Origin of the sequence: Pseudomonas sp. NPDC089422 (genome assembly GCF_044749405.1) — a bacterium.
Classification (GTDB): Bacteria; Pseudomonadota; Gammaproteobacteria; order Pseudomonadales; family Pseudomonadaceae; genus Aquipseudomonas.
In genome coordinates this window covers 499997-521787 of sequence record NZ_JBIVHW010000001.1, presented here as the reverse complement: position 1 = coordinate 521787, position 21791 = coordinate 499997, and the positions used below count along the sequence as shown (strand labels likewise).

Below are 21791 nucleotides of genomic sequence, written 5' to 3'. Positions count from 1 at the left end.
ACCCCAGGCTTACGCGGAGGTTGCCCGCAGCTGGTCGTTTTGTTCGCTAACCCCTGCCAGAGGCAGCACCAAGCTGAAGGTCGCGCCCTGCCCCACCTCGCTCTCGACCTGTATCCGCCCACCGTGCGCCTGGACGATCTGTTCCGAGATGTACAGCCCCAGCCCAAGCCCAGCACTGGCCTGCTGGGTGGCAACCCGTTCGAACTGCTGGAAAATGCGCTGCTGGTTACTGGCGCTGATGCCGATCCCGTGGTCCTGCACCTGTACCCAGGCCATGTCGTCCTGGGCGAATACCCGCACGTGCACCGGTTTGTGCTCGCCGTAGCGCAATGCATTGGACAACAGATTGGCCAGGACTTGCTCAATACGGAATTCGTCCCACAGGCCCTGCAAGGCGTCGCAACGCTGCAGTTCGATGTGCGTGTCCAGGGCGGTGGCCTGAGCGGCGAAGTTCTCCACCAGGCCTGCCACCAGCTGCCCCAGGTCGAACGCCTTCGGCCGCAGCGACAGCTTGCCGGTGCGAATGCGCGACACATCGAGCATGTCTTCGATCAGGCGGATCAGGCTGTTGATCTGGCGCTCGTCACGCTCGACCATGGTCTGCAGCTTGTCGGCGCTGAACGCGTCGAGGTTGCTGCGGGCCAGGTGCATCTTGCGCAACTGGGTTTCCAGGATCAGGCCATTGAGCGGCGTGCGCACTTCGTGGGCAACGATCGACATGAAGTCGTCGCGCATGCGCACCGCGTGCTCAAGCTCGCCACGCGCCACCTGCAACTGGGCCAGCAGCATTTCCTGCTCCTGGCGGCTGCGCTCGAGCGCCTGCAGCTGCCGGTCGAGCACCTTGCGCTGGCGGTACAGGTCGACGAACACCGACACCTTGCTCTTCACCGCCAGGGTGTCGAGGGGCTTGTGCAGGAAGTCCACCGCGCCGCTCTCGTAGCCCTTGAAGGCATAGTTCATTTCACGCCCGGCAGCGGTGACGAAGACGATCGGGATGTTGCGGGTCTTTTCCGTGCCGCGCATCAGCTCGGCCAGCTCGAAGCCGTTCATGCCCGGCATCTGCACGTCGAGAATGGCCAGGGCGAACTCGTGCTCGAGCAACAGCGACAAGGCCGCTTCCGCCGACTGCGCCTGGTGCACCTCGCGGTCTTCGCCCTGGATCAGGGCGGCCAGAGCCAGCAGGTTTTCCGGCAGGTCGTCGACGATCAGCAGTTTGGCAGTGGTGTGGCTTAGCATGCGCTGGGTTCCAGGGTAGCGAGCAACTGCCCGATACCGCTCAGAGAAAGGATAAGGTCAGGGTCGTGCCGGGCCAGAGCGGCCTGCGGCATCAACGCCACCTGTGCGTCGCGGGGGTCCTGGACGATGGTCCGGCCGCCGCTGTTCTTGATGTAGGCAAGGCCTTCGGCGCCATCCTCGTTGGCCCCGGTGAGCAGCACGCCGAGCAACCCGGGGCCATAGGCATCGGCCGCCGAGGTGAACAGAAAATCGATGGCCGGGCGCGAGAAATGCACCGGTTCCTCCTGGCTGAGCGACAGGCTGAAATCGGCTTCCACCGACAGGTGATAACCCGGCCCGGCCACGTAGATCTGCCCCGGGGCAATGGCTTCCTTGTCACAGGCCTGGCGCACCGGCCGCTGCAAGCGCCGTTGCAGCACCTCGGCCAGCTGGCTGTGGCGGTCGTCCGGCAGGTGCAGCACGCACAGTACCGGAATGGCAAAACTGGCCGGCAGCGCCCCGAGCACCGTGAACAGTGCCGTGACGCCGCCCGCCGAGGCGCCGATGACCACCGCGCGTACGCCGTTCATGATTTGCGGTAGATCCGTTCGGGCTTGACCAGCGGCTCGAAGCACTCGCTGTAGGCTGAGAAGTCCACCGACTCCTTGCTGCCCAGTACCAGAAAACCACGGTGGCACAGCGACTCGTGGAACAGCCCGAGCGCGCGGTCCTGCAGCGCCTTGTTGAAGTAGATCAGCACATTGCGGCACGACACCAGCTGGGTTTCGGAAAACACACTGTCGGTGGCCAGGCTGTGGTCGGCGAAGGTCACGTTGTCACGCAGGCTGCTGTCCATGATGGCGTTGCCATAGGCCGCGGTGTAGTACTCGGCAAAGTCGCGGCGCCCGCCCGCCAGGCGGTAGTTTTCTTCATACTCGCGCATGCTCTGCATCGAGTAGATACCCTGCTTGGCACGGTCCAGCGAATGCGGGTTGATGTCGGTGGCGTAGATGATGGTGCGTTCCAGCAGGCCCTCTTCGCGCAGCAGAATGGCCATCGAGTACACCTCTTCCCCGGTGCTGCAGCCGGCAATCCACACCTTGATCGAAGGCCAGGTGCGCAGCAGCGGCACCACCTCCTGGCGCAGGGCGAGGAAGTGGCCGGGGTCGCGGAACATCTCGCTGACCGGGATCGTCAGGTACTGCAGCAGCTGCATGAACATGCCCGGGTCGTGCAGCACCCGCTCCTGCAGTGCCGACACCGTGAGGCAGTCGAACTGGCGCAGTGCATGGAGGATCCGGCGCTTGATCGAAGCGCCGGAGTAGTTGCGAAAATCGTAGCTGTACTTGAGGTAGATCGCCTCGATCAGCAGCCGGATTTCGATGTCGGTGTTGCGCTCGCTAGTCAAATTCGCTCCAGTTGCGGCAGCCACACGCGGATCAACGAGAACAGGCGGTCCAGGTCGATCGGTTTGGCCAGGTAATCATTGGCGCCGGCCTGCAGGCAACGCTGCTGGTCGTCCTTCATCGCCTTGGCGGTGACGGCGATGATCGGCAGCTTGCGCCAGCGCGGCTGCTGGCGGATCAGGCGGGTGGCCTCGAAGCCGTCCATCTCCGGCATCATCACGTCCATCAGCACCAGGTCGATGTCGTCGTGCTGTTCAAGGCGCTCGATGGCTTCGCGCCCGTTGCGGCCGATCTCGACGATGGCGCCCTTGTGCTCCAGGGCGCTGGTGAGGGCGAAGATGTTGCGCACATCGTCGTCCACCAGCAGCACCTTGCGGCCCTCGAACACCTTGTCGCGGCTGCGCGCGGTCTTGAGCATGCGCTGGCGTTCATGGGACAGCTGCGATTCCACTTTGTGCAGGAACAGCGTCACTTCGTCGAGCAGGCGCTCGGGCGAGCGCGCGCCCTTGATGATGATCGAGCGCGAATACTTGAGCAGGTCGGCCTCTTCTTCGCGGGTGAGGTTGCGCCCGGTGTAGACGATCACCGGCGGGAACGAACGGATATCCTCGGCCGTCATGCGCTTGAGCAGCTCGTTGCCGAGCATGTCGGGCAGCTTGAGGTCGATGATCATGCAGTCGTAGATGTTCTCGCGCAGCAGCGCCAGGGCATCCTGGGCCATGGCCACGGCGGTGATCTCGACATCGTCGTCGCCGATCAGGCGGGCGATGCTCTCGCGCTGCAGGTCGTCGTCCTCCACCAGCAGGATGTGCTTGAGCTTCTGGGTCAGCTTGGCTTCCAGGCGGGCAAAGACGTCCTTGAGCTCTTCCCGGCTGGTCGGCTTGACCGCGTAGCCCACCGCGCCCATGTGCATCGCTGCCTCGACGCGGTCCTCCACCGAGATGATGTGCACCGGGATGTGCCGGGTGCTGGCCTGCTCCTTCAGGCGCTGCAGCACGGTCAGGCCGGAGTGGTCAGGCAGGCGCATGTCCAGCAGGATCGCATCGGGTACGTACTGCACGGCCAGTTCAAAGCCCTCGTCGGCACCCTGGGCCACCAGGCAGCTGTAGCCCAGCTCGTGGGCCAGGTCGAAGAGGATGCGGGCGAAGTTCGGTTCGTCCTCGATCACCAGGATGCAACGGTTGCCGAACGGCGCCCGCTCGCGGTCGTCGGCGAACGCCGGCACCGGGCGCTTGACCGCGGCCGGCGCGACGGCCTTGGGTGCCGGTGGCAGGCTGTCGACGGTCGGGCGCAGGCTCAGGGCTTCGATTTCTTCGCCTTGTGCCTCATAGCGCTCGGGCAGGCTCAGGCTGAACACACTGCCTTTGCCAGGGCTGCTGTCGACGCTGATCTGCCCGCCCAGCAGATGCGCCAGGTCGCGCGAGATCGACAGCCCCAGGCCGGTACCGCCGTAGCGGCGGTTACTGGTGCCGTCGACCTGATGGAAGGCGCCGAAGATCGCCTGCTGCTGGTCGGCGGCAATGCCGATGCCGCTGTCGCGCACCGAGAAGATGATGCCACTGCCGGCCTGGTAGCCGATGTTCAGGCTGACCTGGCCCCGCTCGGTGAACTTGATGGCGTTGGACAACAGGTTCTTGAGGATCTGTTCCAGGCGCTGGCGGTCGGTGAACAAGGTGGCCGGTACCTGCGCTTCGACCGTGACCTCGAAGCCCAGGCCCTTGTGCTCGGCCAATGGCAGGAACATGCCACGCAAGCCTTCGACCAGGCGCTCCAGCTGAGTGCTTTCGGGGCGCACTTCGAGCTTGCCGGCCTCGACCTTGGCGATGTCGAGGATGTCGTTGATCAGGTTCAGCAGGTCGTTGCCGGCGGAGTAGATGGACTCGGCGAACTTGACCTGCTCGGCGCTGAGGTTGCCTTCGCCGTTCTCGGCCAGCAGCTTGGCCAGGATCAACGAGCTGTTGAGCGGCGTGCGCAGCTCGTGGGACATGTTGGCGAGAAACTCGGACTTGTACTTGCTCGAGCGCTGCAGGTCGTCGGCGCGGGCCTGCAGTTCTTCCTGGGCCTGGCTGAGCTCGTCGTTCTTGCGGTCCAGAGCCTCGGTACGCTCGGACAGCTGCTCATTGGTCTGCTCAAGCTCGGCCTGCTGGGTTTCCAGGTGGGCCTGGGACTCCTTGAGCACCCGCGATTGCTCTTCGAGCTCTTCGTTGGCGGTCTTGAGCTCTTCCTGCTGGACCTGCAGTTCTTCGTTGAGCTGCTGGGTCTCGGCCAGTACTTCCTGCAGGCGCTGGCGGTAACGGGCGCTTTCGATGGAAATGCCGAGGTTCTCGCCGACCCGCTGCATCAGCTCGTCGTCGCGCGCCTGCAGCGGGCGCAGGAAGCCCAGTTCGATCACCCCGTTGATCTGGCCGTCATCACGGGATGGCATCAGCAGCGCACTGCGCGGCATGCCGCGGCCCAGGCCCGAGCTGAGGTGGTAGTAATCCTCTGGCAGGTCGTCCAGGCGCAGCAGGCGCCCTTCGCGCACGGCCTGGGCCAGCAGGCCGTCGTGGTCACCCAGCACCTGCTGGCGAGCCTGCTCATCGGCTGCCAGGCCGTAGCTGGCCACGCGTACCAGGCGGCCATGTTCGTCGCGCACATAGAGCGCACCGACCACGCTGCCCAGGTAGCTGGCGAAGAAGCGCAGAATGTTGTCGCCGAGCATCGGCAAGGTCAGCTGGCCCAACACCTGCTCGGCCAACTGGGTCTGGCCATTGCGCAGCCAGGCCTGATGCTCCAGGCGTTCGGCGGCGCGCTGCTGAGCCTGCAGGTTTTCCGAGTAGCTGCCAGACAGGGCCAACAGATCGCGACGGCCGAGGAAGGCGAGCAAGGCGCTGAGGCCGACGATCAACAACACGAAGGCGGAAATGGCGGCGACGGTCACCGTGCTGACCTTCTCGGTGCGCGCCATGCGCAGCTGCTGTTCGGTGCCGATAAGGCCGTCGAACTCCTTGCGGATCTCGTCGGTGATGCGCTTGCCGCGGCCATTGCCAACCGAAGCTCGGTAGTCGCCACCGCTGCGACGCTGGCTGATCATTTCGCCGGCGAAGGCGTTCCAGGCGTTCTGCAAGGCAATCAGCCGATCGATGCGGTCGACCTGTTGCGGGTTGTCCTCGACCATGCCGCGCAGGCTCTGCAAGCTACCGAGGATGCGCGGCTTGGCCACCTCGTAGGGGTCGAGGAAGCGTTCGTCACCGGTGATCAGAAAACCGCGCATGCCAGTTTCCATGTCGATCGACAGCTTGACCGTTTCGTTGGCATTGCCGATCACCCGATCGGTGTGCTCGACCCACTGCATGGCCGAAAGCAGGTAGTTGATCACCGCGACGAAGGCCACGGCGCCGAGCAGGCCCACTGCCAGGGGCAGGCCGATATTTCGGCTCAACAGCTTGCGAAAGCTTTGCTGGTCCATCGAGGCTGCTTGAATCATCTGAAAACGCCCGCGCGAAAAAGGTCCATTGAAAAAGTGTGGCGGCCGAAGCCTGTTGTTTTCTGCCGCTGCGCTCACCGGTCAACAAACGAGTCTAACCCGCTTGGGCGGCTTCGGCAGGGCATTTAGCCAGTATTTGAAGGCTGCGTGTGAGAATCGTTCCATCGACGTGCCACAGTCGGTATCCTCGGGAACTTCTGTCACTGCCTGGCGCACAGAGTAGGGACATGACTTTTTCAACAGGAAACCCGCCATGCACCTTCTGGTAGTCGAAGACGACGACATCGTACGTATGCTGATGGTCGAAGTGCTCGACGAATTGGGCTACAGCACCCTCGAGGCAGAAAATGCCTCGGCAGCGCTGAGAGTGATCGAGGATACCAGCCAGCCACTGGCCCTGCTGGTGACCGACGTGGGCCTGCCGGACATGCGCGGTGAAGAGTTGGCGGCCAAGACCCGTGCGGTGCGGCCGTTGCTGCCGGTGCTGTTTGCCAGTGGTTATGCCGAAAGTTTCCATGTGCCGGCGGGCATGCACATGATTGGCAAGCCGTTCAGCATCGACCAGTTGCGCGACAAGGTGGTGGAGATTCTGGGTACCCCTTGAACTCGGCGGCGCCTGCTTCGCGGCTGAAGCCGCTCCCACAGATACGGTGCAAGACTCGAGGCCTGTGATATTCCTGTGTGCGGCTTTAGCCGTGAAGAGGCTGGTACAGGCAACCCACCTCACAGCTCCCGCCGCAACAGGTAGGTATCCATGATCCACCCCATGCGTACCCGCTCCCGCTCGCGCACCTCGACAATCCGCGCCTTCACCGCCTGCAAGGGCCCGGCGATCAGCACTTCATCCTCGGTGCCCAGGTAAGCCCCCCAGTAGATCACCAACGCCGGATCTTCCAGCGTGGCGAACGCGCACTGCCCATCAAGCATCACCACCACATTGTCCACCTGCCCCTGCTCGGCCAGGCGCCGCCCTGGCAACACGGTCAGCGGCTCACCAATGCGATTGAGCGGGATCTGATGCCGCGCCGCCAGGGCCTGCACACTGCTGATACCGGGAATCACCTGCAGACGCAGCGCCACACCGCGTTCGCGGACCAGGTCAAGTATGCGCAAGGTGCTGTCGTAGAGGCCCGGCTCGCCCCATAGCAAAAAGGCGCCGATATCCTCGGCGCCCATCTCTTCGCTGATCAACCGGGCATAAAGCGCGGCGCGCTGGCGGTGCCAGTCGTGAACCGCGCCGGCATAATCCGCAGCGTCGCTATCGCGCTGCGGATCCGCAACCTGCACCAGGCGGTAGCCACCCTCGGGCCGGTAGCGCTCGAGGATCGCCTTGCGCAAGCGCACCAGTTCACCCTTGCCGGCACCTTTGTCGAGCATGAAGAACACACTGGCACGCCGCAGTGCCTCGACCGCCTCGACGGTGATCTGCCGCGGGTCGCCCGGGCCGATGCCGATCAACAGAACGTCTTTCATGGCACCGCCCGATACCTCGACTCAGAAGATAGAGAAGTTATAGCTGACGATGACCCGCGTCTCATCCATGTCCCGTGCCCACTTCTCATAGTTGCTGCGGTAGGTAGAGTTACGCAGGCGCACGCTGACATCCTTGAAGGTGCCGCTCTGCACCTGGTACTTGAGCTCGGTGTCGCGCTCCCATTCCTTGCCTTCTGCATTGCTGCCCGGGACCTTGATGTGGTCGCCGTTGATGTAGCGGGTGAAGAAGCTCAGGCCGGGCACGCCGAGGGCTTTGAAGTCATAGTCGTAACGCAGCTGCCAGGAGCGCTCCTGGGCGGCGGCAAAGTCGTTGACCTGGGCGTAGTTGACCAGGTACGGGTTGCTGCCATCGAGGTACGGCATCGCGCTTTCGCCGTACATGCGCTGCCAGCCGGCACTGATCTTGTGTCCACCCAGGCTGTACCCGAGCATGCCGCTGAAGGCACGGTGGTCGATCTCACCGGCGCGGGCGTTGCCGATGTCATCGCTCTTGATCAGCCGCAGGTCTGCCGACAGGCTGCCGACGGCGAGCGGTTGGCTGGCGACCAGCCCAAGGAAATGCTGGCGGTAGATGTTTTCCAGCTTGGCAACCTGATACTGGGCACTGAGCCGGTCATTGAAACGGTAGTCCAGGCCGGCCAGGTCAAAGTGGTCGGCTTCGATATCGCAGGCATAGCGCTTGTTCTTGCAATGCACGCGAATATCCTGGCGATCGGTGGAATCACGCGCGGTGTACTTGTTCAGGCGGGCCAGGGTGAACTTCAGGTCGCGCACTTCTTCGGAGGTCAGCATCGCACCGTGAAACAGGGTCGGCAGCAAGCGACCATCGTTGTATTTCAGCAGCGGCACGTCTGGCATCATCGAGCCGTACTTCAGCACCGTGTTGGACACCTTGACCTTGGCCGCCAGGCCCATCTTCGCGTATTGGTCGGCGGAGTGCCGCGGGTCGTGGCCAGAAGATGGCAGCAAACCACTGTTACTGTCGGCCGGGCTGGAATCGAGCTTGATCCCTAACATGCCCAGTGCATCCACGCCAAAACCGACCGGTCCTTGGGTATAACCCGACTGCACATTCAGAATGAAGCCTTGCGCCCACTCTTCGCGTTTTGACGCACCCTGGCTGGAACTGCTGTGGCCGTCACGAAAATCCCGGTTGAAATAGACATTGCGTGCTTCGACCTTGGCACTAGCGTCATCAAGAAAACCGGCGGCCTGAGCCTGCGCGCCGGCACACAAGAGGAACAGGCCGGCAACACGGCGCCCGGGGGCGAGAGGAAGGGGGGAAAACATGCGAGGGAACATCCACAAGAAAGGCGAAAAAACTAATCGTGACGCACCTGCGCCACGCGAATGCGTCGCGGCCGAACATGCGTCGACCATCATCTGAAATGATCGCCCAACCGCTCTGCCGCAAGCTATTGGACCATGGTCTAGAACCCTTGGAAGACGCATCGAAAAACCGCCTGAACTAACGCGCGGAAAACTTGGAAAGTTCCCGATTACTTATAAAAAGTTTGCGGTTTACCGAAGTCCCGCAAGTGTCTACACTCGATGTCAGCGAACAGTTTTACCCACCCGCGTGGCTGGCGTTTAGTCCTTATCAATGTTCGTCACGCCCTGCCACGGAAGACGTACAGGAGTGATTACAGTGTCCAGACTTGCAGAGTTTCGTGCTGCCGAAAAAGCGCTCCAGGAACAGATGGCGCAACTGGAGGCGCTGAAAAAGGATGCCGGCCTCAAACGCGAAATCGAATTCGAGCAGAAACTAGTCGGCCTGATGAAAAGCTATGACAAAAGTCTGCGCGATATCATCGCCATCCTCGACCCGAAGGCGGTTACCCGTGGCGTTGCCAGTGCACCGAAACAGCAGCGCCGCCCGCGCGTGGTGAAAGTCTACGAAAACCCGCATACCGGCGAGCTGATCGAGACCAAAGGCGGCAACCACCGCGGCCTCAAGGCGTGGAAAGAACAGTATGGGGCCGCTACCGTGGAGAGCTGGGTTCGCTGATGAAACGTCAACACCCACTTCACATTTTTTTCACAACGGCTGCAGCAGTATCGAGACAGCTAAAGGACTAGCGACCCCATCACGCGCCCGCACATGCGGGCCTCTAATTCCGGCGCCCTGCTCCTCCCGAGCAGGGCGCTTTCATTTGCGCAAACGCTTCACTGCCGTATCATGGCCCCCTGTCTGTTTCGCTGGCACCTGGTTGCCAGCCCCGTCTCTGGAGTACCCATGAGCCTGCACGATCTGCAAACCCTGCCTGGCGTCACCGCGCAGCCAGACGCTGCCACCGCCCAGTTCGTCTTCAACCACACCATGCTGCGGGTCAAGGACATCGAGAAATCGCTGGACTTCTACACCCGTGTGCTGGGCTTCCGCCTGGTCGACAAGCGTGACTTCCCCGAAGCTGCCTTCAGCCTGTACTTCCTGGCCCTGGTCGACCCGGCGCAGATCCCTGCCGACGACACCGCGCGCCACCAGTGGATGAAGTCGATCCCGGGCGTGCTGGAACTGACCCACAACCACGGCACCGAAAACGACCCGGAATTCGCCTACCACAACGGCAACACCGACCCGCGCGGCTTTGGCCACATCTGCATTTCGGTGCCGGACGTGCGCGAGGCCTGCGCCCGTTTCGAAGCCCTCGACGTCCCGTTCCAGAAGCGCCTGCAAGATGGCCGCATGAACCACCTGGCCTTCGTCAAGGACCCGGACGGTTACTGGGTGGAAGTGATCCAGCCCACCGAACTGAAGGGCTGATCGCCGTCAGCTCGCGCTCGTCGGGCCGGGAACTCCTGGCCCCTTGCTGTGGTATATGAAGGTAACTGCTTCACATGCCACAGCGAGGTAAGGACGATGCAATCTCTTCACTGTGAATACCGCGACCACACCATCACCGCCAGCGTGATGCCCCACCCCGACTCCCCCCTGCCCTATGCCGCCGGATGCCTGATCACCGATCCACAGGGGCACACCAGCAAGCGCATGTCGATGCCGATGAAATTCTTCTCGGACCTTGAGAATGCACAGCATGTGTCGCTGGCCCATGGCCGGGCATTGGTGGATGAGCAGCTGGACAAGGGGTACAAAGCCTTCTGACCAGTACGTTCATTTTGTTGCAGGAGCGGCGCGGGCATACGCTACCGCCGCTTCAACCTGCTCACGGGTTGGTCGCACCCCAGTGTAAAGCACAAACTGCTCCAAAGCCTGCAGTGCGATCACCTCCAGCCCGGTGATCACCGGCTTGCCCAGCGCCTCGGCCCGCTGGATCAACGGCGTGCGTGCCGGCATCGCCACCACGTCGAACACCCGCTCGGCCGCCGCAATGGCATTCTCGCTGAAGGCCAGCTCATCGGCCTCCGGCCCGCCAGCCATGCCAATGGGGGTCACGTTCACCAGCATCGGCGGGCACAGGTCGCCCAGCTCGGCCACCCAGCGATACCCGCAGACATCCGCCAACTGCCGCCCGGCCTGCTCGTTGCGGGCGACGATGATGCCTTCGCCGAACCCTGCATCGCGCAGGGCACTGGCCACAGCCTTGGCCATGCCGCCACTGCCGCGCAAGGCAAACGCGGTGGCAGGGTCGACCTGGTGCTCCGCGAGCAGTTGCCGCACGGCAAGATAATCGGTGTTGTAGGCCTTCAGATGGCCAGCATGGTTGACCAGGGTATTGACCGACTCGATCGCCGCCGCCGACGGATCGATTTCATCGACCAGCGCCATGCAGGCTTCCTTGTACGGCATCGACACGCCACAACCGCGAATGCCCAGCGCGCGTATGCCGGCGACAGCTGCCGGCAGGTCGTCGGTGGTCATGGCCTTGTAGTAGTAGTCCAGCCCGAGCTGCTGGTAGAGGTGATTATGAAAACGCACGCCGAAGGTGCCAGGCCGCCCGGCCAAGGAAATGCACAGCACGGTGTCTCTGCTGGGAGTTGTCGCCATAACCTGCTCCTTTTTCATAACTGAAACGTTTGTGCAGCGTACCAGACCCAACCACTGGTCGTCCCTTACACAACCTTTACCGTTTCCCTGTGCTCGGCTTACAGAGACCGGAGTCATAGTAGTAAGGCCCCAAGCGCGGGGTTACCTTGCGAGGAAGTCTCATGAACCGTCATCTCCCCGGAATCGCCCTGCTGGTCGGTGCCCTGGCCGTCAGCGGGCAGGCCTCTGCCCATGGCGGCGGTGGCCATGGCTGGTATGGTCCCGGCCCACTGCTCGGCGCCGCCGTGGTCGGGGCCGTGGTCGGGGCGACGGTGTATGGCGGCCACGACCGCACGGTCTACGTGGAACGCCAGCCCGCCTACTATGGGCCACCGCCCGTCTATGTGCAGGCCCCGCCCCAACCGGTGTACTACCAGCCGTACTACGTGCCGGCACCGCCGCCACCGGCCTACCGCCCCTACTACGGCCCGCCTCCGGTGTATTACGGCCCGCCACGCTGGTGACCGTTGATAAAACTGATGAGCACTATTGAGCGTGTTGATTTCAAACGTTGTCGGCTGCTGCGTAAGGTAGGGCCATGTTTCACAGGAGGTCCCCATGGCCACTATTCAGATCATGTCAGTCGTCGGCACTGCCGTCCCCGTCACCCTGCGCGAGCAAGGCCTGCTGGCCTGCTGGTACCTGGTGAGCAATGGCGAGGCCGTCAGCGGCCCGTTGGCTACCCGCGCCTCGGCCCAGGCCCTGGCTGAACAACTGCAGGCCGATTGCCTGATCGCTTGACCGAATTTGTTGTGCGTTGCTCCCTACGCCTCTTCTGACCCGCCCGATGGCGGGTCTTTTTTTGCCTGGGCGAACCGACGAACGGAGCCAGGAAAACCGATACAGCATGAAGCTTTTTTCATTTCGTGTGGGTGGCTTAACGAGCAATCGACAGCACTTCGGCCATACTCCACAATGCACCGGTTTTTTGGGGGAAAACCCTTGCACAGCCAACGACATACCAACTTTTAGTGAGCCTCAACGTGAAAACATCCCTGTCCATCCTCAGCCTGCTGCTGTTGCTCACAGGTACTGCGACCCTTCCGTCGACCGCTGCTGCACAACCCCCGGCCCAGGTCCAACGCGACCCGTCCAAGCTGCACCTGGCGTCTGGCAGCGCCCTGCTGATCGACCTGAACACCAATCAGGAACTGTATTCGAGCCACGCCGACCGTGTGGTGCCCATTGCCTCGGTGACCAAACTGATGACGGCGATGGTCGTGCTGGATGCCAAGCTGCCCATGGATGAGATGCTCACCATGACCATCGCCAACAACCCGGACATGAAAGGCGTGTATTCGCGCGTGCGCCTGGGGAGCGAGCTGAACCGCCGGGAAACCCTGCTGATCACCCTGATGTCATCGGAAAACCGCGCCGCCACCACCCTGGCCAACCATTATCCAGGCGGCTACCCGGCCTTCATCAAGGCGATGAACGCCAAGGCCCGCAGCCTGGGCATGGCGCACACCCGCTATGTCGAGCCGACCGGCCTGTCGACGCAGAACGTCTCTACCGCGCACGACCTCGCCAAGTTGCTGATGGCATCGCGCAAGTACCCGATGCTGAGCGAGCTGTCGACCACCCGCGAGAAGACCGTGGCCTTCCGCAAGCCCAACTACACCTTGGGCTTCCGCAACACCGACCACCTGGTGAACAAGAGCAACTGGGATATCTCGCTGACCAAGACCGGCTTTACCAACGAGGCCGGCCACTGCCTGGTGCTGCTGACCAAGATGGACAACCGCCCGGTGGCCATGGTGATCCTCGACGCTTTCGGCAAGTACACCCACTTCGCCGACGCCACGCGCATGCGTCAGTGGCTGGAAACCGGCGCGGCCAAGCCGGCACCGGCCGTGGCCATGCAGTACAAGTCGGACAAGCACGGCAAGGGCCGCCTGGCGTCGGAGTAACCTGAGGCCAGCACAGACTGGTGGGAGCCGCGGTTCGTCGCCACGACAAGCGCGGCCCCCACAGGGATCGCGCCAGCTTCACGGTTGATCTCAGGCCTGAGTATCGACCATCCCGCCAGCACTGTTGCCACCGGTCTTCTGCAGCGCTTCCAGCAACTGCGCGGTAGCCTCCATGATTTCACCGCTGATGGTGGCGATGCTGGCTTGCTTGCCCGTGACGGCTGCCAGTTTGGTGGTTTCGTCGGTTTTCTGTGCCATCAGGATGGCCAGTTGTTTCTGCTCGTCCGCCAGTTGCTTCTGCAGTTTCTTGATCATCTCGCGCAATTGCGTGATGTGTGCCGGCTCCCCACTTCCACTGCTGCCTTCTGCACCCTCGGCGCCTTTGGCCTGGCCGTCGCCGCGCAGTTTCGAAGTGTCGACCTGCAGCGTCGAGCTGCCCGACTCGGTCTTTTCAGTGTCGCTGACCTGCGAAGCGCTGGCCGCCTGGGCCGAAGTGTTGCTGATGCTGACTGCCGTAATGCCTACCATGTTTTTCTCCCTGCCTTGCAAAGGGTCCTTGAGTTGACCTGCGTATCGGCCAGCGGGCAAAAACCTTTAGGCCCGGTTGGCAGCAGGCACGCTCCCGGGCAGTAAATTCCCCTTCCCCTGGCTCGTTCCACCCAATGTACAAGCGCAGGCGCCGGAGCCCCGGCATGCGCCCACATTCGACCCATTATGGAATCGCAGCCATGAGCCAGCCTGCACACCCGGAAACTATCAAGGACCTGATCGGCGTGGGCTTCGGCCCGTCCAACCTGGCCCTGGCCATCGCCCTGGAAGAACTCGCCCAGAGCCAGGGCCACGCCCTTGATGCGCTGTTCATCGACAAGCAGAAGGAATACCGCTGGCACGGCGAAACCCTGGCCACCCAGAGCGAGCTGCAGATCTCGTTCCTCAAGGACCTGGTCTCGCTGCGCAACCCGACCAGCCCGTACAGCTTCGTCAACTACCTGCACCAGAAGCAGCGCCTGGCCGACTTCATCAACCTCGGTACCTTCTACCCTTGCCGCCTGGAGTACAACGACTACCTGCGCTGGGCCGCCGAGCATTTCGCCGACCAGGCGGTGTACGGCGAAGAAGTGCTGCGCATCGAGCCTGAAGTGAAGGCCGGGCGCGTCGAGCACCTGCGCCTGGTCTCGCGCGATGGGCAAGGCCGGGAGTTCAGCCGGCGCACGCGCGCGGTGGTGGTCGGTAGCGGCGGCACACCGAAGATCCCGGAAAAATTCGGTGCGTTCAAGGATGATCCGCGGGTCTTCCACCACTCCCAGTACCTGAGCAGCCTGAACAAACTGCCGTGCACGGCCGGCAAACCGATGCGCATCGCCGTGATCGGTTCAGGCCAGAGCGCCGCCGAGGCGTTCATCGACCTCAACGACAGCTATCCGTCGGTCAAGGTCGACATGGTGCTGCGCGGTTCTGCCCTCAAGCCGGCCGATGACAGCCCGTTCGTCAACGAGATCTTCTCGCCTGACTACACCGACCTGGTCTACAACGAGCCGGCCGACCAGCGCGCCAAACTGCTCGGCGAGTACCACAACACCAACTACTCGGTGGTCGACCTCGACCTGATCGAGCGCATCTACGGCATCCTCTACCGGCAGAAGGTCGCCCACCAGTTCCGCCACAACGTGCTGTGCCGCCGCCAGGTGGAAGCCGTGGTGGCCACCCGCGACGGCATCGAACTGACCCTGCGCGACCTGGCCACCGGCCAGCAGCAAACCCACCGCTACGACGCGGTGATCCTCGCCACCGGCTACGAACGCCGCTCGCACCGCGACCTGCTGGCACCGCTGGCCAACTACGTGGAAGACTTCAGCGTCGACCGCAACTACCGGGTTCTGGCCAGCCCGGACCTGCAGGCGTCGGTCTACCTGCAAGGCTTCTGCGAGAACAGCCACGGCCTCAGCGACACCTTGCTGTCGGTACTGCCCTCCCGTGCCGCAGAGATCGGCCAGGCGCTGTACCACGACTTGGCACGCCAGCAGGGCAAGGCACAACCCGCCGTGGCCCTGACCAGCGCCTGATTCGCGCTGCACACGCCGCGACAGGGCGCCATGAGCGCCCTGTCGGCATTTGTGCCCTCTGAAACATTTGCTTGCACTTAATCCAGCAGGATTTTCATTCTCATTCGTCCTTTCTAGAGCAGCCCCCTTTGGTTGGGCCTGTACTCGCCTACCTTTTCAGAAGACGGACCGATGGCCAAATCACCGAAAAAATCCAAGTCCAAGCTGTGGTTCCTGGTCCACAGCTGGCTCGCCCTGCCGATCTGGTTCTTCGTGCTGATCGTCTGCTTCACCGGCATGCTGGCCGTGGTCAGCCAGGAGATCGTCTGGCTGGCCAACCCCGACGTGCGTGCCAGCAAGCCCGACGACAACGCCCAACGCCTGAGCTTTCAGCAAGTGCTCAATGCCCTGCACAAGGCCGAACCGGACATGGCCGTCAATTCGCTCAGCCAGCCGGACGGCTCGCATTTCGCGCTCACGGCACGGGTCACCTACGCCGATGGCGCCAGCCCGATGCTCTACGTCAACCCGTACACCGGGGCCATCCAGGGCAAGATGCCGGACTTCAACTTCGAAGCCTTCACCCGCGCCCTGCATGGCTGGTGGCTGGTGCCGTTCACCCATGGCTTCAGCTGGGGCTGGTACATGGTTTCGCTGCTCGGGCTGCCGATGCTGGCGTCGCTGGTCACCGGCCTGGTGGTGTACAAGAAGTTCTGGAAAGGCTTCTTCAAACCGGTACGCACCGGCCACGGCGCGCGCATCTTCTGGGGAGACCTGCACCGCCTGGCCGGGGTCTGGTCGATCTGGTTCATCGCGGTCATTGCCATCACCAGCATCTGGTTCCTGATCCGGGCGATCCTGTCCGACAACCACATCACCCTTTCCAGCGAGCCGATCGTGCCGGTGATTGCCCGCGAACAGGTGCCGCAGACCGTCGATGGCAGCCCGGCCCCACGCATCGACCTGGACGAGGCTGCACGCATTGCCGGCCTGGCCATCCCGAACCTGGACATCACCTCCATCTCGCTGCCCGCCACCGCCTATAGCCACATCGAAATGGGCGGGCGTGGCTGGTACCCGCTGATGTTCCAGAGCGCCTCGGTCAACCCGTATACCCGCCAGGTCGACAGCCAGTTCCTGCTCAGCGACCGCTCGGCCCTGGAATTCGTCACCGAATCCATGCGCCCGCTGCACACCGGCGACTTCGGCGGCCTGCCGATCAAGCTGATCTGGTTCTTCTTCGGCCTGATCCTGACCCTGATGGTGTTCAGTGGCCTGCTGATCTGGACCAAACGTACCGCCCAGGCCACCGCCGCAGCGCTCAAGCGCAGCGAACGCGCACCGCGCAGCGCAAGCCGCGAAACCACCCTGGAGGCCCGCCCATGAGCCAGGTCCAAGCCCTGCCCGCACGCCCGCTCAAGCAATGGTGGCTGAAGTGGCGCTTCCACCTGAACATCCTGTTGATCCTCATTCCCCTGGGCTTCATGCCCAAGTACTTCGCCGACGTCAGGCTGTTGCGCGGCGACGCCGGGCTCGGTGCTAACCCGATCAGCGCCATTCAGGTCGGCCCCTACCGCCTCGACCTCGCCGAACTGCGCAACGAGGCCCCACGCGCCGATGGCCCCGCCGGCCACTTCAAGCTGTTCAACGCGGCACTGTGCAAGGCCTGCGTGAATGACGTCAAGGCGGTCTACTTGCGCATCGGCAAGCCGCGCAGCCTGCGCGCGGCCGGCACGATTTTCTTCGGTGCGCCGTACCGCATGGTCACCAACCTGCCGATACCGCCGCGCACCCGCGTCGATGCGCAGATCTGGATCACCGTCGAAGGCTGGGACGGCAGCCTGCACCAGGCCTCCGTCCCGTTGGCCAAGGCGTCGCCAGCCACTGTGGCCTGGCTCGAAAAACAAGGAGGCAAACCATGAAACAGCTGATGCGCAAGCTCGCCCTGCCCTTGCTGGTACTGGCCGCAGGCCCGGCCCTGGCCCACAACCCGATGTGCGAGTGCGAAGCAGTGGCGGGCGGACAGGTGAAATGCACCGGCGGCTTTTCCGATGGCAGCGGCGCGCCAGGGGTGACTCTCGACGTGATCGGCTACGACGAGCAGGTGCTGGTCGGCGGCAAGCTCGGTGACGACTCGAGCCTGACCTTCAAACGCCCCGACGGCGAGTTCTACGTGCTGTTCGACGCAGGCCCGGGCCATGTCGTGGAAATTGATCACGCCGACATCGCGCAACCATGAGCAGCCCAGCCATGAGCCATACCCAGGTGGTGCGCCCGGCCGGTGCCGGGCACGAAACGCTGTACGTACTGCTGATCAGCCTGTTGATCGTCGCCCTCGCCGCCAGCGTGGTCCTGCTGCGCGGCGAACGCGAGGACGAGCAGGCCATCGCCAGCCATCAGATCGACGCCCGCCGCGACCTGACCGCTGCCGAGCAAGGTATCTATACCGACCTGCGCGTGGCGTTCGACGAGATCCAGTTGCTGCGCGAAGAACGTGCAGCACCGCCAAGCATCGAAGCCCTGGCCGAGGAAGGCCTGCCGCCGTTCGTGGTCGACGCCGGCAGCCAGAGCCGTGGCAGCCACCAGTGGCAGTGGCTAGCGAACGGTGCCTATCTGGGCCGCAGCCTGGCGCCGCAGGTGGCGGGCAGCTTCCTGATGATGCTGCCCGCTGCCGACAGCGCCGAGGTCGATGTCTGGCTGCGCCGCGACAGCGCCGCCGTGCTCCCCGACGACCTCGGCCAGGCCGCGCTGGCCGCCGCCGGCTGGCAGCAGGTGGTCAGCCACTACGACGCCGGGGTCACCCGCGAACACCGCCACTGAACCCAAGGACTCCCCATGTTCCGCAAAACCCTCGCCCTGCTCCTGGCCTGCGCCCTGCCGGTGCTGGCCTTGGCCGACAGCGACAAGCCCCTGCGCATCGGCATCACCCTGCACCCTTACTACAGCTACGTGAGCAATATCGTCGGCGACAAGGCCGAAGTGGTGCCGCTGATTCCCGCAGGCTTCAACCCCCATGCCTACGAACCCCGCGCCGAGGACATCAAGCGCATCGGCACACTGGACGTGGTGGTGCTCAATGGCGTCGGCCATGACGACTTCGCCGACCGCATGATCGCCGCCAGCGAAAAGCCCGCCATCAAGACCATCGAAGCCAACCAGAACGTACCCTTGCTGGCGGCCACCGGGATTGCCGCCCGCGGCGCCGGCAAGGTGGTCAACCCGCATACCTTCCTGTCGATCAGCACCACCATCGCCCAGGTCAACAACATCGCCCGCGAGCTGGGCAAGCTCGACCCGGACAACGCCAAGCTCTACACGCAGAACGCACGCGCCTACGCCAAGCGCCTGCGCGCCCTGCGTGCCGAGGCATTGGCCAAGGTCACCGAGGCGCCCGGCGCCACCTTCCGCGTGGCCACCATCCACGCTGCCTACGACTACCTGGTGCGCGATTTCGGCCTGGAAGTGACCGCCGTGGTCGAGCCCGCCCACGGCATCGAACCGAGCCCGGCACAGCTGAAAAAGACCATCGACCAGCTCAAGGCGCTGGACGTGAAAGTGATCTTCTCGGAAATGGACTTCCCCTCCGCCTATGTCGAGACCATCCAGCGCGAATCCGGCGTGCGCCTGTATCCGCTGACGCACATTTCCTACGGCGAATACACCAGGGACAAATACGAAGTGGAGATGAAGCGCAACCTCGACACCGTGGTCCGCGCCATCCAGGACAACCGCGCATGACCGCCGCCGCCAACCTCACGGCGCCCGGCGGGCCGCGCATCGAGTTCGCCAACATCGACCTGACCCTGGGCCGCACGCGCATTCTCGAACAGGTGCGGTTCAGCGTTGCCGCGGGCAGCGTGCATGCCATCGTCGGCCCCAATGGCGGCGGCAAGAGCTCGCTGATCAAGACCCTGCTCGGGCAGATGCCGCATCAGGGCCAGTTGACCCTGCACTGGCCAGGCACGCAGCAGGTGATCGGCTATGTACCGCAGGCGCTGGAGTTCGATCGCGGGCTGCCGATGACCGTGGACGACTTCATGGCTGCCATGTGCCAGCGGCGCCCGGCGCTCCTTGGCCTGTCACGCCGGGTGCAGCCGGCGATCGATGCGGCGCTGGCGCGGGTCGGCATGCTCGACAAACGCAAACGGCGCATGGGCGCGCTGTCCGGTGGCGAACGCCAGCGCGTGCTGCTGGCTCAGGGCCTGATTCCCGAACCGCAACTGCTGGTGCTCGACGAGCCGATGTCGGCGCTGGATGAAGCCGGTATCCAGGTGTTCGAGCAACTGCTGCAAAGCTGGCGTCAGGCCGGCACCACCGTGCTGTGGATCGAACACGACCTGGAAGCCGTGCTGCGCCTGGCCGACCGGGTCACCGGCCTGAGCCGCCAGGTGCTGTTCGACGCCCCGCCCGCCCTGGCCCTGACCCCGGAGCGCCTGCTCGGCCTGTTCTCCGTCCACCCCCGCAGCGAGAGCCTTGCCTGATGAGCTTCGAAGCATTCCGCCAGCTGGTCCAGCAATGGGCTGGCGCTGGCTACCTGCCGGAGGCGCTGACCTACGGTTTCGTGATCAATGCCTTGCTGGCCGGCCTGATGATCGGCCCGGTGCTGGGCGGCCTCGGCACCCTGGTGGTGGTCAAGCGCTTTGCCTTCTTCTCCGAGGCGGTCGGCCATGCCGCGCTGACCGGGGTTGCCATCGGCATCCTGCTCGGCGAGCCGTATACCGGCCCCTATGGCAGCCTGTTCGGCTACTGCCTGCTGTTCGGCATCCTGCTCAACTTTCTGCGTAACCGCACCGGGCTGTCCCCGGACACACTGATTGGCGTGTTCCTGTCGGTGTCGCTGGCCCTCGGCGCCAGCTTGCTGTTGATGCTGGCCGGCAAGATCAACGTGCATATCCTCGAGAATGTGCTGTTCGGCTCGGTGCTCACCGTCAGTGCCCAGGACCTGGTGGTGCTGGGCATCGTCGCAGTGCTGGTGCTGGCCCTGGCCCTGCCGCTGTACAACCGCATCATGCTGGCCAGCTTCAACCCGCAACTGGCTGCCGTGCGCGGGGTGGCGGTGAAGACCCTGGACTATCTGTTCGTGGTGCTGGTGACCCTGGTCACGGTGGCCTCGGTGAAGGTGATCGGGGCGATACTGGTCGGTGCCCTGCTGGTCATCCCGGCGGCGGCAGCGCGCCTGGTCAGCCAGTCGCTGCAGGGGTTTTTCTTCGTCTCGGTGCTGATCGCCACCCTGAGCACGCTGCTCGGCATCCTTCTGCCGATCGTCCTCGACCTGCCGGTGCCCTCGGGCGCGGCGATCATCCTGGTCGCCGGCATCTGCTTCGCCCTCGCCGCGCTGGCTCGCGCCCTCGTCCCTCGCCTGCAAGGAAACCCGGCATGAACCTGAAACACCTGACCCTGGCCGTCGCCCTCGCCGGCCTGCCCGCGTTCGCGTCGGCCACGCAAGTGCTGGCCACCCTGCCGGTGACCCACAGCCTGGCCAGCGCCCTGCTCGACGGTACCGCCGTGCAGCTCACCCGCGCCGCGCCGGCCAACCTGCCGGCCAGCCGCCAACCGTCGTACTTCAGCAGCCGGGGTGGCGCTGCACTGGCCAAGGCCGCTCAGCAGGCCGACGCGGTGATCGGCGTGCGCTCGATCTGGCGTGACGACCCGCTGTATCCGATGGCACGGCGCAGCAACATCCGCATCGTCGAGATCGACGCGGCGCGGCCGGTGGATGGCGCGCTGCCAGGCATCGCCGTGAGTGGCGATGACGCCTATGGCGCCTACCCCTGGCTGAACCCGACCAACCTGGGGCGCATGGCCGATGTGCTGGCCAATGACCTGGAGCGCCTGGCACCCGCCGACAAGGCGCGGATCCAGGGCAACCTGGCAGGGCTCAAGCGCCAGCTGCTGGCGCTGACCGCCAGCAGCCAGACGCAGCTGGCCAAGGTCGACAACCTGAGTGTGGTCAGCCTGTCAGAGCGCCTGGGGTATCTGGCCAGCGGGTTGAACCTGGATGCGGTGGAGCAGCCGTTGCCGGCGGATGGCCAGTGGGACGAGGCGGCGCTGAAGGCACTGGGTGAGAACCTCAAGAGGCAGGATGTGGCGCTGGTGCTGGACCATCGGCAGCCGGATGCGGCGCTGGCCAAGGTGATCGAGGCGGCCGGGGTAAGGTTGCTGGTGGTGGAGAGCGATCCCGAAGATGCGGTGGCTGGGCTCAAGGCCAGCGTCGAGCAGGTGGTCGGGGCTTTGAGCGAAAAGTGATTTCGCCTGTCCCGCGAAGAGGCCGGC

General features: G+C 64.0%; 24 protein-coding genes. 16 read left to right on the top strand and 8 right to left on the bottom strand.

Annotated features, from left to right (window positions below; translation table 11 throughout):
- Positions 1 to 9: 9 nt before the first annotated feature.
- The 4 genes from ACIPZ8_RS02380 to ACIPZ8_RS02365 are packed head-to-tail and all read right to left on the bottom strand — an operon-like array spanning position 10 to position 6087.
- Positions 10 to 1236 carry an ATP-binding protein gene (locus ACIPZ8_RS02380; protein WP_400719395.1) on the bottom strand — a complete coding sequence of 409 codons (1227 nt, stop codon included), beginning with the start codon at positions 1234 to 1236 and terminating at the stop codon, positions 10 to 12.
- A complete protein-coding gene (locus tag ACIPZ8_RS02375; protein ID WP_400719394.1) occupies positions 1230 to 1805 on the bottom strand; it encodes a chemotaxis protein CheB in 576 nt (191 codons plus the stop codon). Before ACIPZ8_RS02375 ends, ACIPZ8_RS02380 begins: the two co-directional genes overlap by 7 nt.
- Complete coding sequence (locus ACIPZ8_RS02370; protein WP_400719393.1) at positions 1802 to 2623, bottom strand: CheR family methyltransferase; 822 nt, start codon at positions 2621 to 2623, stop codon at positions 1802 to 1804. Before ACIPZ8_RS02370 ends, ACIPZ8_RS02375 begins: the two co-directional genes overlap by 4 nt.
- On the bottom strand, positions 2620 to 6087 hold the full coding sequence (locus ACIPZ8_RS02365; RefSeq protein WP_400719392.1) for a response regulator: 3468 nt from the start codon (positions 6085 to 6087) through the stop codon (positions 2620 to 2622). Before ACIPZ8_RS02365 ends, ACIPZ8_RS02370 begins: the two co-directional genes overlap by 4 nt.
- Positions 6088 to 6340: 253 nt before the next feature.
- Between ACIPZ8_RS02365 and ACIPZ8_RS02360 the strand changes: the two genes are divergently transcribed.
- Complete coding sequence (locus tag ACIPZ8_RS02360) at positions 6341 to 6691, top strand: response regulator (protein WP_400719391.1); 351 nt, start codon at positions 6341 to 6343, stop codon at positions 6689 to 6691.
- Positions 6692 to 6810: 119 nt separating this feature from the next.
- Here ACIPZ8_RS02360 and cobF read toward each other — a convergent pair whose 3' ends face one another.
- Both cobF and ACIPZ8_RS02350 read right to left on the bottom strand, forming a co-directional pair.
- Complete coding sequence (gene cobF, locus ACIPZ8_RS02355) at positions 6811 to 7560, bottom strand: precorrin-6A synthase (deacetylating) (protein WP_400719390.1); 750 nt, start codon at positions 7558 to 7560, stop codon at positions 6811 to 6813.
- Between the two features lie 21 nt (positions 7561 to 7581).
- A complete protein-coding gene (locus ACIPZ8_RS02350) occupies positions 7582 to 8871 on the bottom strand; it encodes an OprD family porin (protein ID WP_400719389.1) in 1290 nt (429 codons plus the stop codon).
- Positions 8872 to 9229: 358 nt separating this feature from the next.
- On the opposite strand from ACIPZ8_RS02350, the gene ACIPZ8_RS02345 reads away from it, so the two are divergent.
- The 3 genes from ACIPZ8_RS02345 (at position 9230) to ACIPZ8_RS02335 (ending at position 10684) form a co-directional block, all read left to right on the top strand.
- Positions 9230 to 9589, top strand: coding sequence for a histone-like nucleoid-structuring protein, MvaT/MvaU family (locus ACIPZ8_RS02345; protein WP_400719388.1), 360 nt, complete (start codon positions 9230 to 9232; stop codon positions 9587 to 9589).
- Between the two features lie 228 nt (positions 9590 to 9817).
- Positions 9818 to 10345, top strand: a complete 528-nt coding sequence (gene gloA, locus ACIPZ8_RS02340; protein WP_054883228.1) for a lactoylglutathione lyase — start codon at positions 9818 to 9820, stop codon at positions 10343 to 10345.
- 96 nt (positions 10346 to 10441) lie between these two features.
- The gene (locus ACIPZ8_RS02335) at positions 10442 to 10684 is read left to right on the top strand and encodes a hypothetical protein (protein WP_400719387.1); all 243 of its coding nucleotides are present in this window, start codon (positions 10442 to 10444) and stop codon (positions 10682 to 10684) included.
- Between the two features lie 9 nt (positions 10685 to 10693).
- On the opposite strand, the gene ACIPZ8_RS02330 is transcribed toward ACIPZ8_RS02335, so the two are convergent.
- Entirely contained in the window at positions 10694 to 11527 is an 834-nt protein-coding gene (locus ACIPZ8_RS02330) for a shikimate 5-dehydrogenase (RefSeq protein ID WP_400719386.1), read from the bottom strand.
- 161 nt (positions 11528 to 11688) lie between these two features.
- Here ACIPZ8_RS02330 and ACIPZ8_RS02325 point away from each other — a divergent pair, with 161 nt between their 5' ends.
- The 3 genes from ACIPZ8_RS02325 (at position 11689) to pbpG (ending at position 13476) form a co-directional block, all read left to right on the top strand.
- Positions 11689 to 12030, top strand: a complete 342-nt coding sequence (locus ACIPZ8_RS02325; RefSeq protein ID WP_400719385.1) for a hypothetical protein — start codon at positions 11689 to 11691, stop codon at positions 12028 to 12030.
- Between the two features lie 94 nt (positions 12031 to 12124).
- A complete protein-coding gene (locus tag ACIPZ8_RS02320) occupies positions 12125 to 12307 on the top strand; it encodes a hypothetical protein (protein WP_152956113.1) in 183 nt (60 codons plus the stop codon).
- Positions 12308 to 12549: 242 nt separating this feature from the next.
- Positions 12550 to 13476, top strand: coding sequence for a D-alanyl-D-alanine endopeptidase (gene pbpG, locus ACIPZ8_RS02315; protein WP_400719384.1), 927 nt, complete (start codon positions 12550 to 12552; stop codon positions 13474 to 13476).
- A 90-nt stretch (positions 13477 to 13566) separates the two neighbouring features.
- On the opposite strand, the gene ACIPZ8_RS02310 is transcribed toward pbpG, so the two are convergent.
- The gene (locus tag ACIPZ8_RS02310; RefSeq protein ID WP_400719383.1) at positions 13567 to 14004 is read right to left on the bottom strand and encodes a hypothetical protein; all 438 of its coding nucleotides are present in this window, start codon (positions 14002 to 14004) and stop codon (positions 13567 to 13569) included.
- Positions 14005 to 14204: 200 nt separating this feature from the next.
- Between ACIPZ8_RS02310 and ACIPZ8_RS02305 the strand changes: the two genes are divergently transcribed.
- The 9 genes from ACIPZ8_RS02305 (at position 14205) to ACIPZ8_RS02265 (ending at position 21764) form a co-directional block, all read left to right on the top strand.
- Positions 14205 to 15539, top strand: coding sequence for a lysine N(6)-hydroxylase/L-ornithine N(5)-oxygenase family protein (locus ACIPZ8_RS02305; protein WP_400719382.1), 1335 nt, complete (start codon positions 14205 to 14207; stop codon positions 15537 to 15539).
- 171 nt (positions 15540 to 15710) lie between these two features.
- Positions 15711 to 16904 carry a PepSY-associated TM helix domain-containing protein gene (locus ACIPZ8_RS02300; protein ID WP_400719381.1) on the top strand — a complete coding sequence of 398 codons (1194 nt, stop codon included), beginning with the start codon at positions 15711 to 15713 and terminating at the stop codon, positions 16902 to 16904.
- The gene (locus tag ACIPZ8_RS02295) at positions 16901 to 17440 is read left to right on the top strand and encodes a thiamine pyrophosphate-binding protein (protein WP_400719380.1); all 540 of its coding nucleotides are present in this window, start codon (positions 16901 to 16903) and stop codon (positions 17438 to 17440) included. Before ACIPZ8_RS02300 ends, ACIPZ8_RS02295 begins: the two co-directional genes overlap by 4 nt.
- Positions 17437 to 17757 (top strand): hypothetical protein, encoded by a 321-nt coding sequence (locus ACIPZ8_RS02290; protein WP_400719379.1) that lies wholly within the window; start codon positions 17437 to 17439, stop codon positions 17755 to 17757. The genes ACIPZ8_RS02295 and ACIPZ8_RS02290 overlap by 4 nt, the downstream gene beginning before the upstream one ends.
- Before the next feature lie 11 nt (positions 17758 to 17768).
- On the top strand, positions 17769 to 18338 hold the full coding sequence (locus ACIPZ8_RS02285) for a DUF6162 family protein (protein ID WP_400719378.1): 570 nt from the start codon (positions 17769 to 17771) through the stop codon (positions 18336 to 18338).
- A gap of 15 nt (positions 18339 to 18353) precedes the next feature.
- A complete protein-coding gene (locus ACIPZ8_RS02280; protein ID WP_400719377.1) occupies positions 18354 to 19256 on the top strand; it encodes a metal ABC transporter substrate-binding protein in 903 nt (300 codons plus the stop codon).
- Positions 19253 to 19999, top strand: a complete 747-nt coding sequence (locus ACIPZ8_RS02275; protein ID WP_400719376.1) for a metal ABC transporter ATP-binding protein — start codon at positions 19253 to 19255, stop codon at positions 19997 to 19999. The genes ACIPZ8_RS02280 and ACIPZ8_RS02275 overlap by 4 nt, the downstream gene beginning before the upstream one ends.
- The gene (locus ACIPZ8_RS02270) at positions 19999 to 20898 is read left to right on the top strand and encodes a metal ABC transporter permease (protein WP_400719375.1); all 900 of its coding nucleotides are present in this window, start codon (positions 19999 to 20001) and stop codon (positions 20896 to 20898) included. Before ACIPZ8_RS02275 ends, ACIPZ8_RS02270 begins: the two co-directional genes overlap by 1 nt.
- Positions 20895 to 21764: a metal ABC transporter solute-binding protein, Zn/Mn family gene (locus ACIPZ8_RS02265; RefSeq protein WP_400719374.1), complete on the top strand. Its 870-nt coding sequence runs from the start codon at positions 20895 to 20897 to the stop codon at positions 21762 to 21764. The genes ACIPZ8_RS02270 and ACIPZ8_RS02265 overlap by 4 nt, the downstream gene beginning before the upstream one ends.
- Positions 21765 to 21791 lie beyond the last annotated feature (27 nt).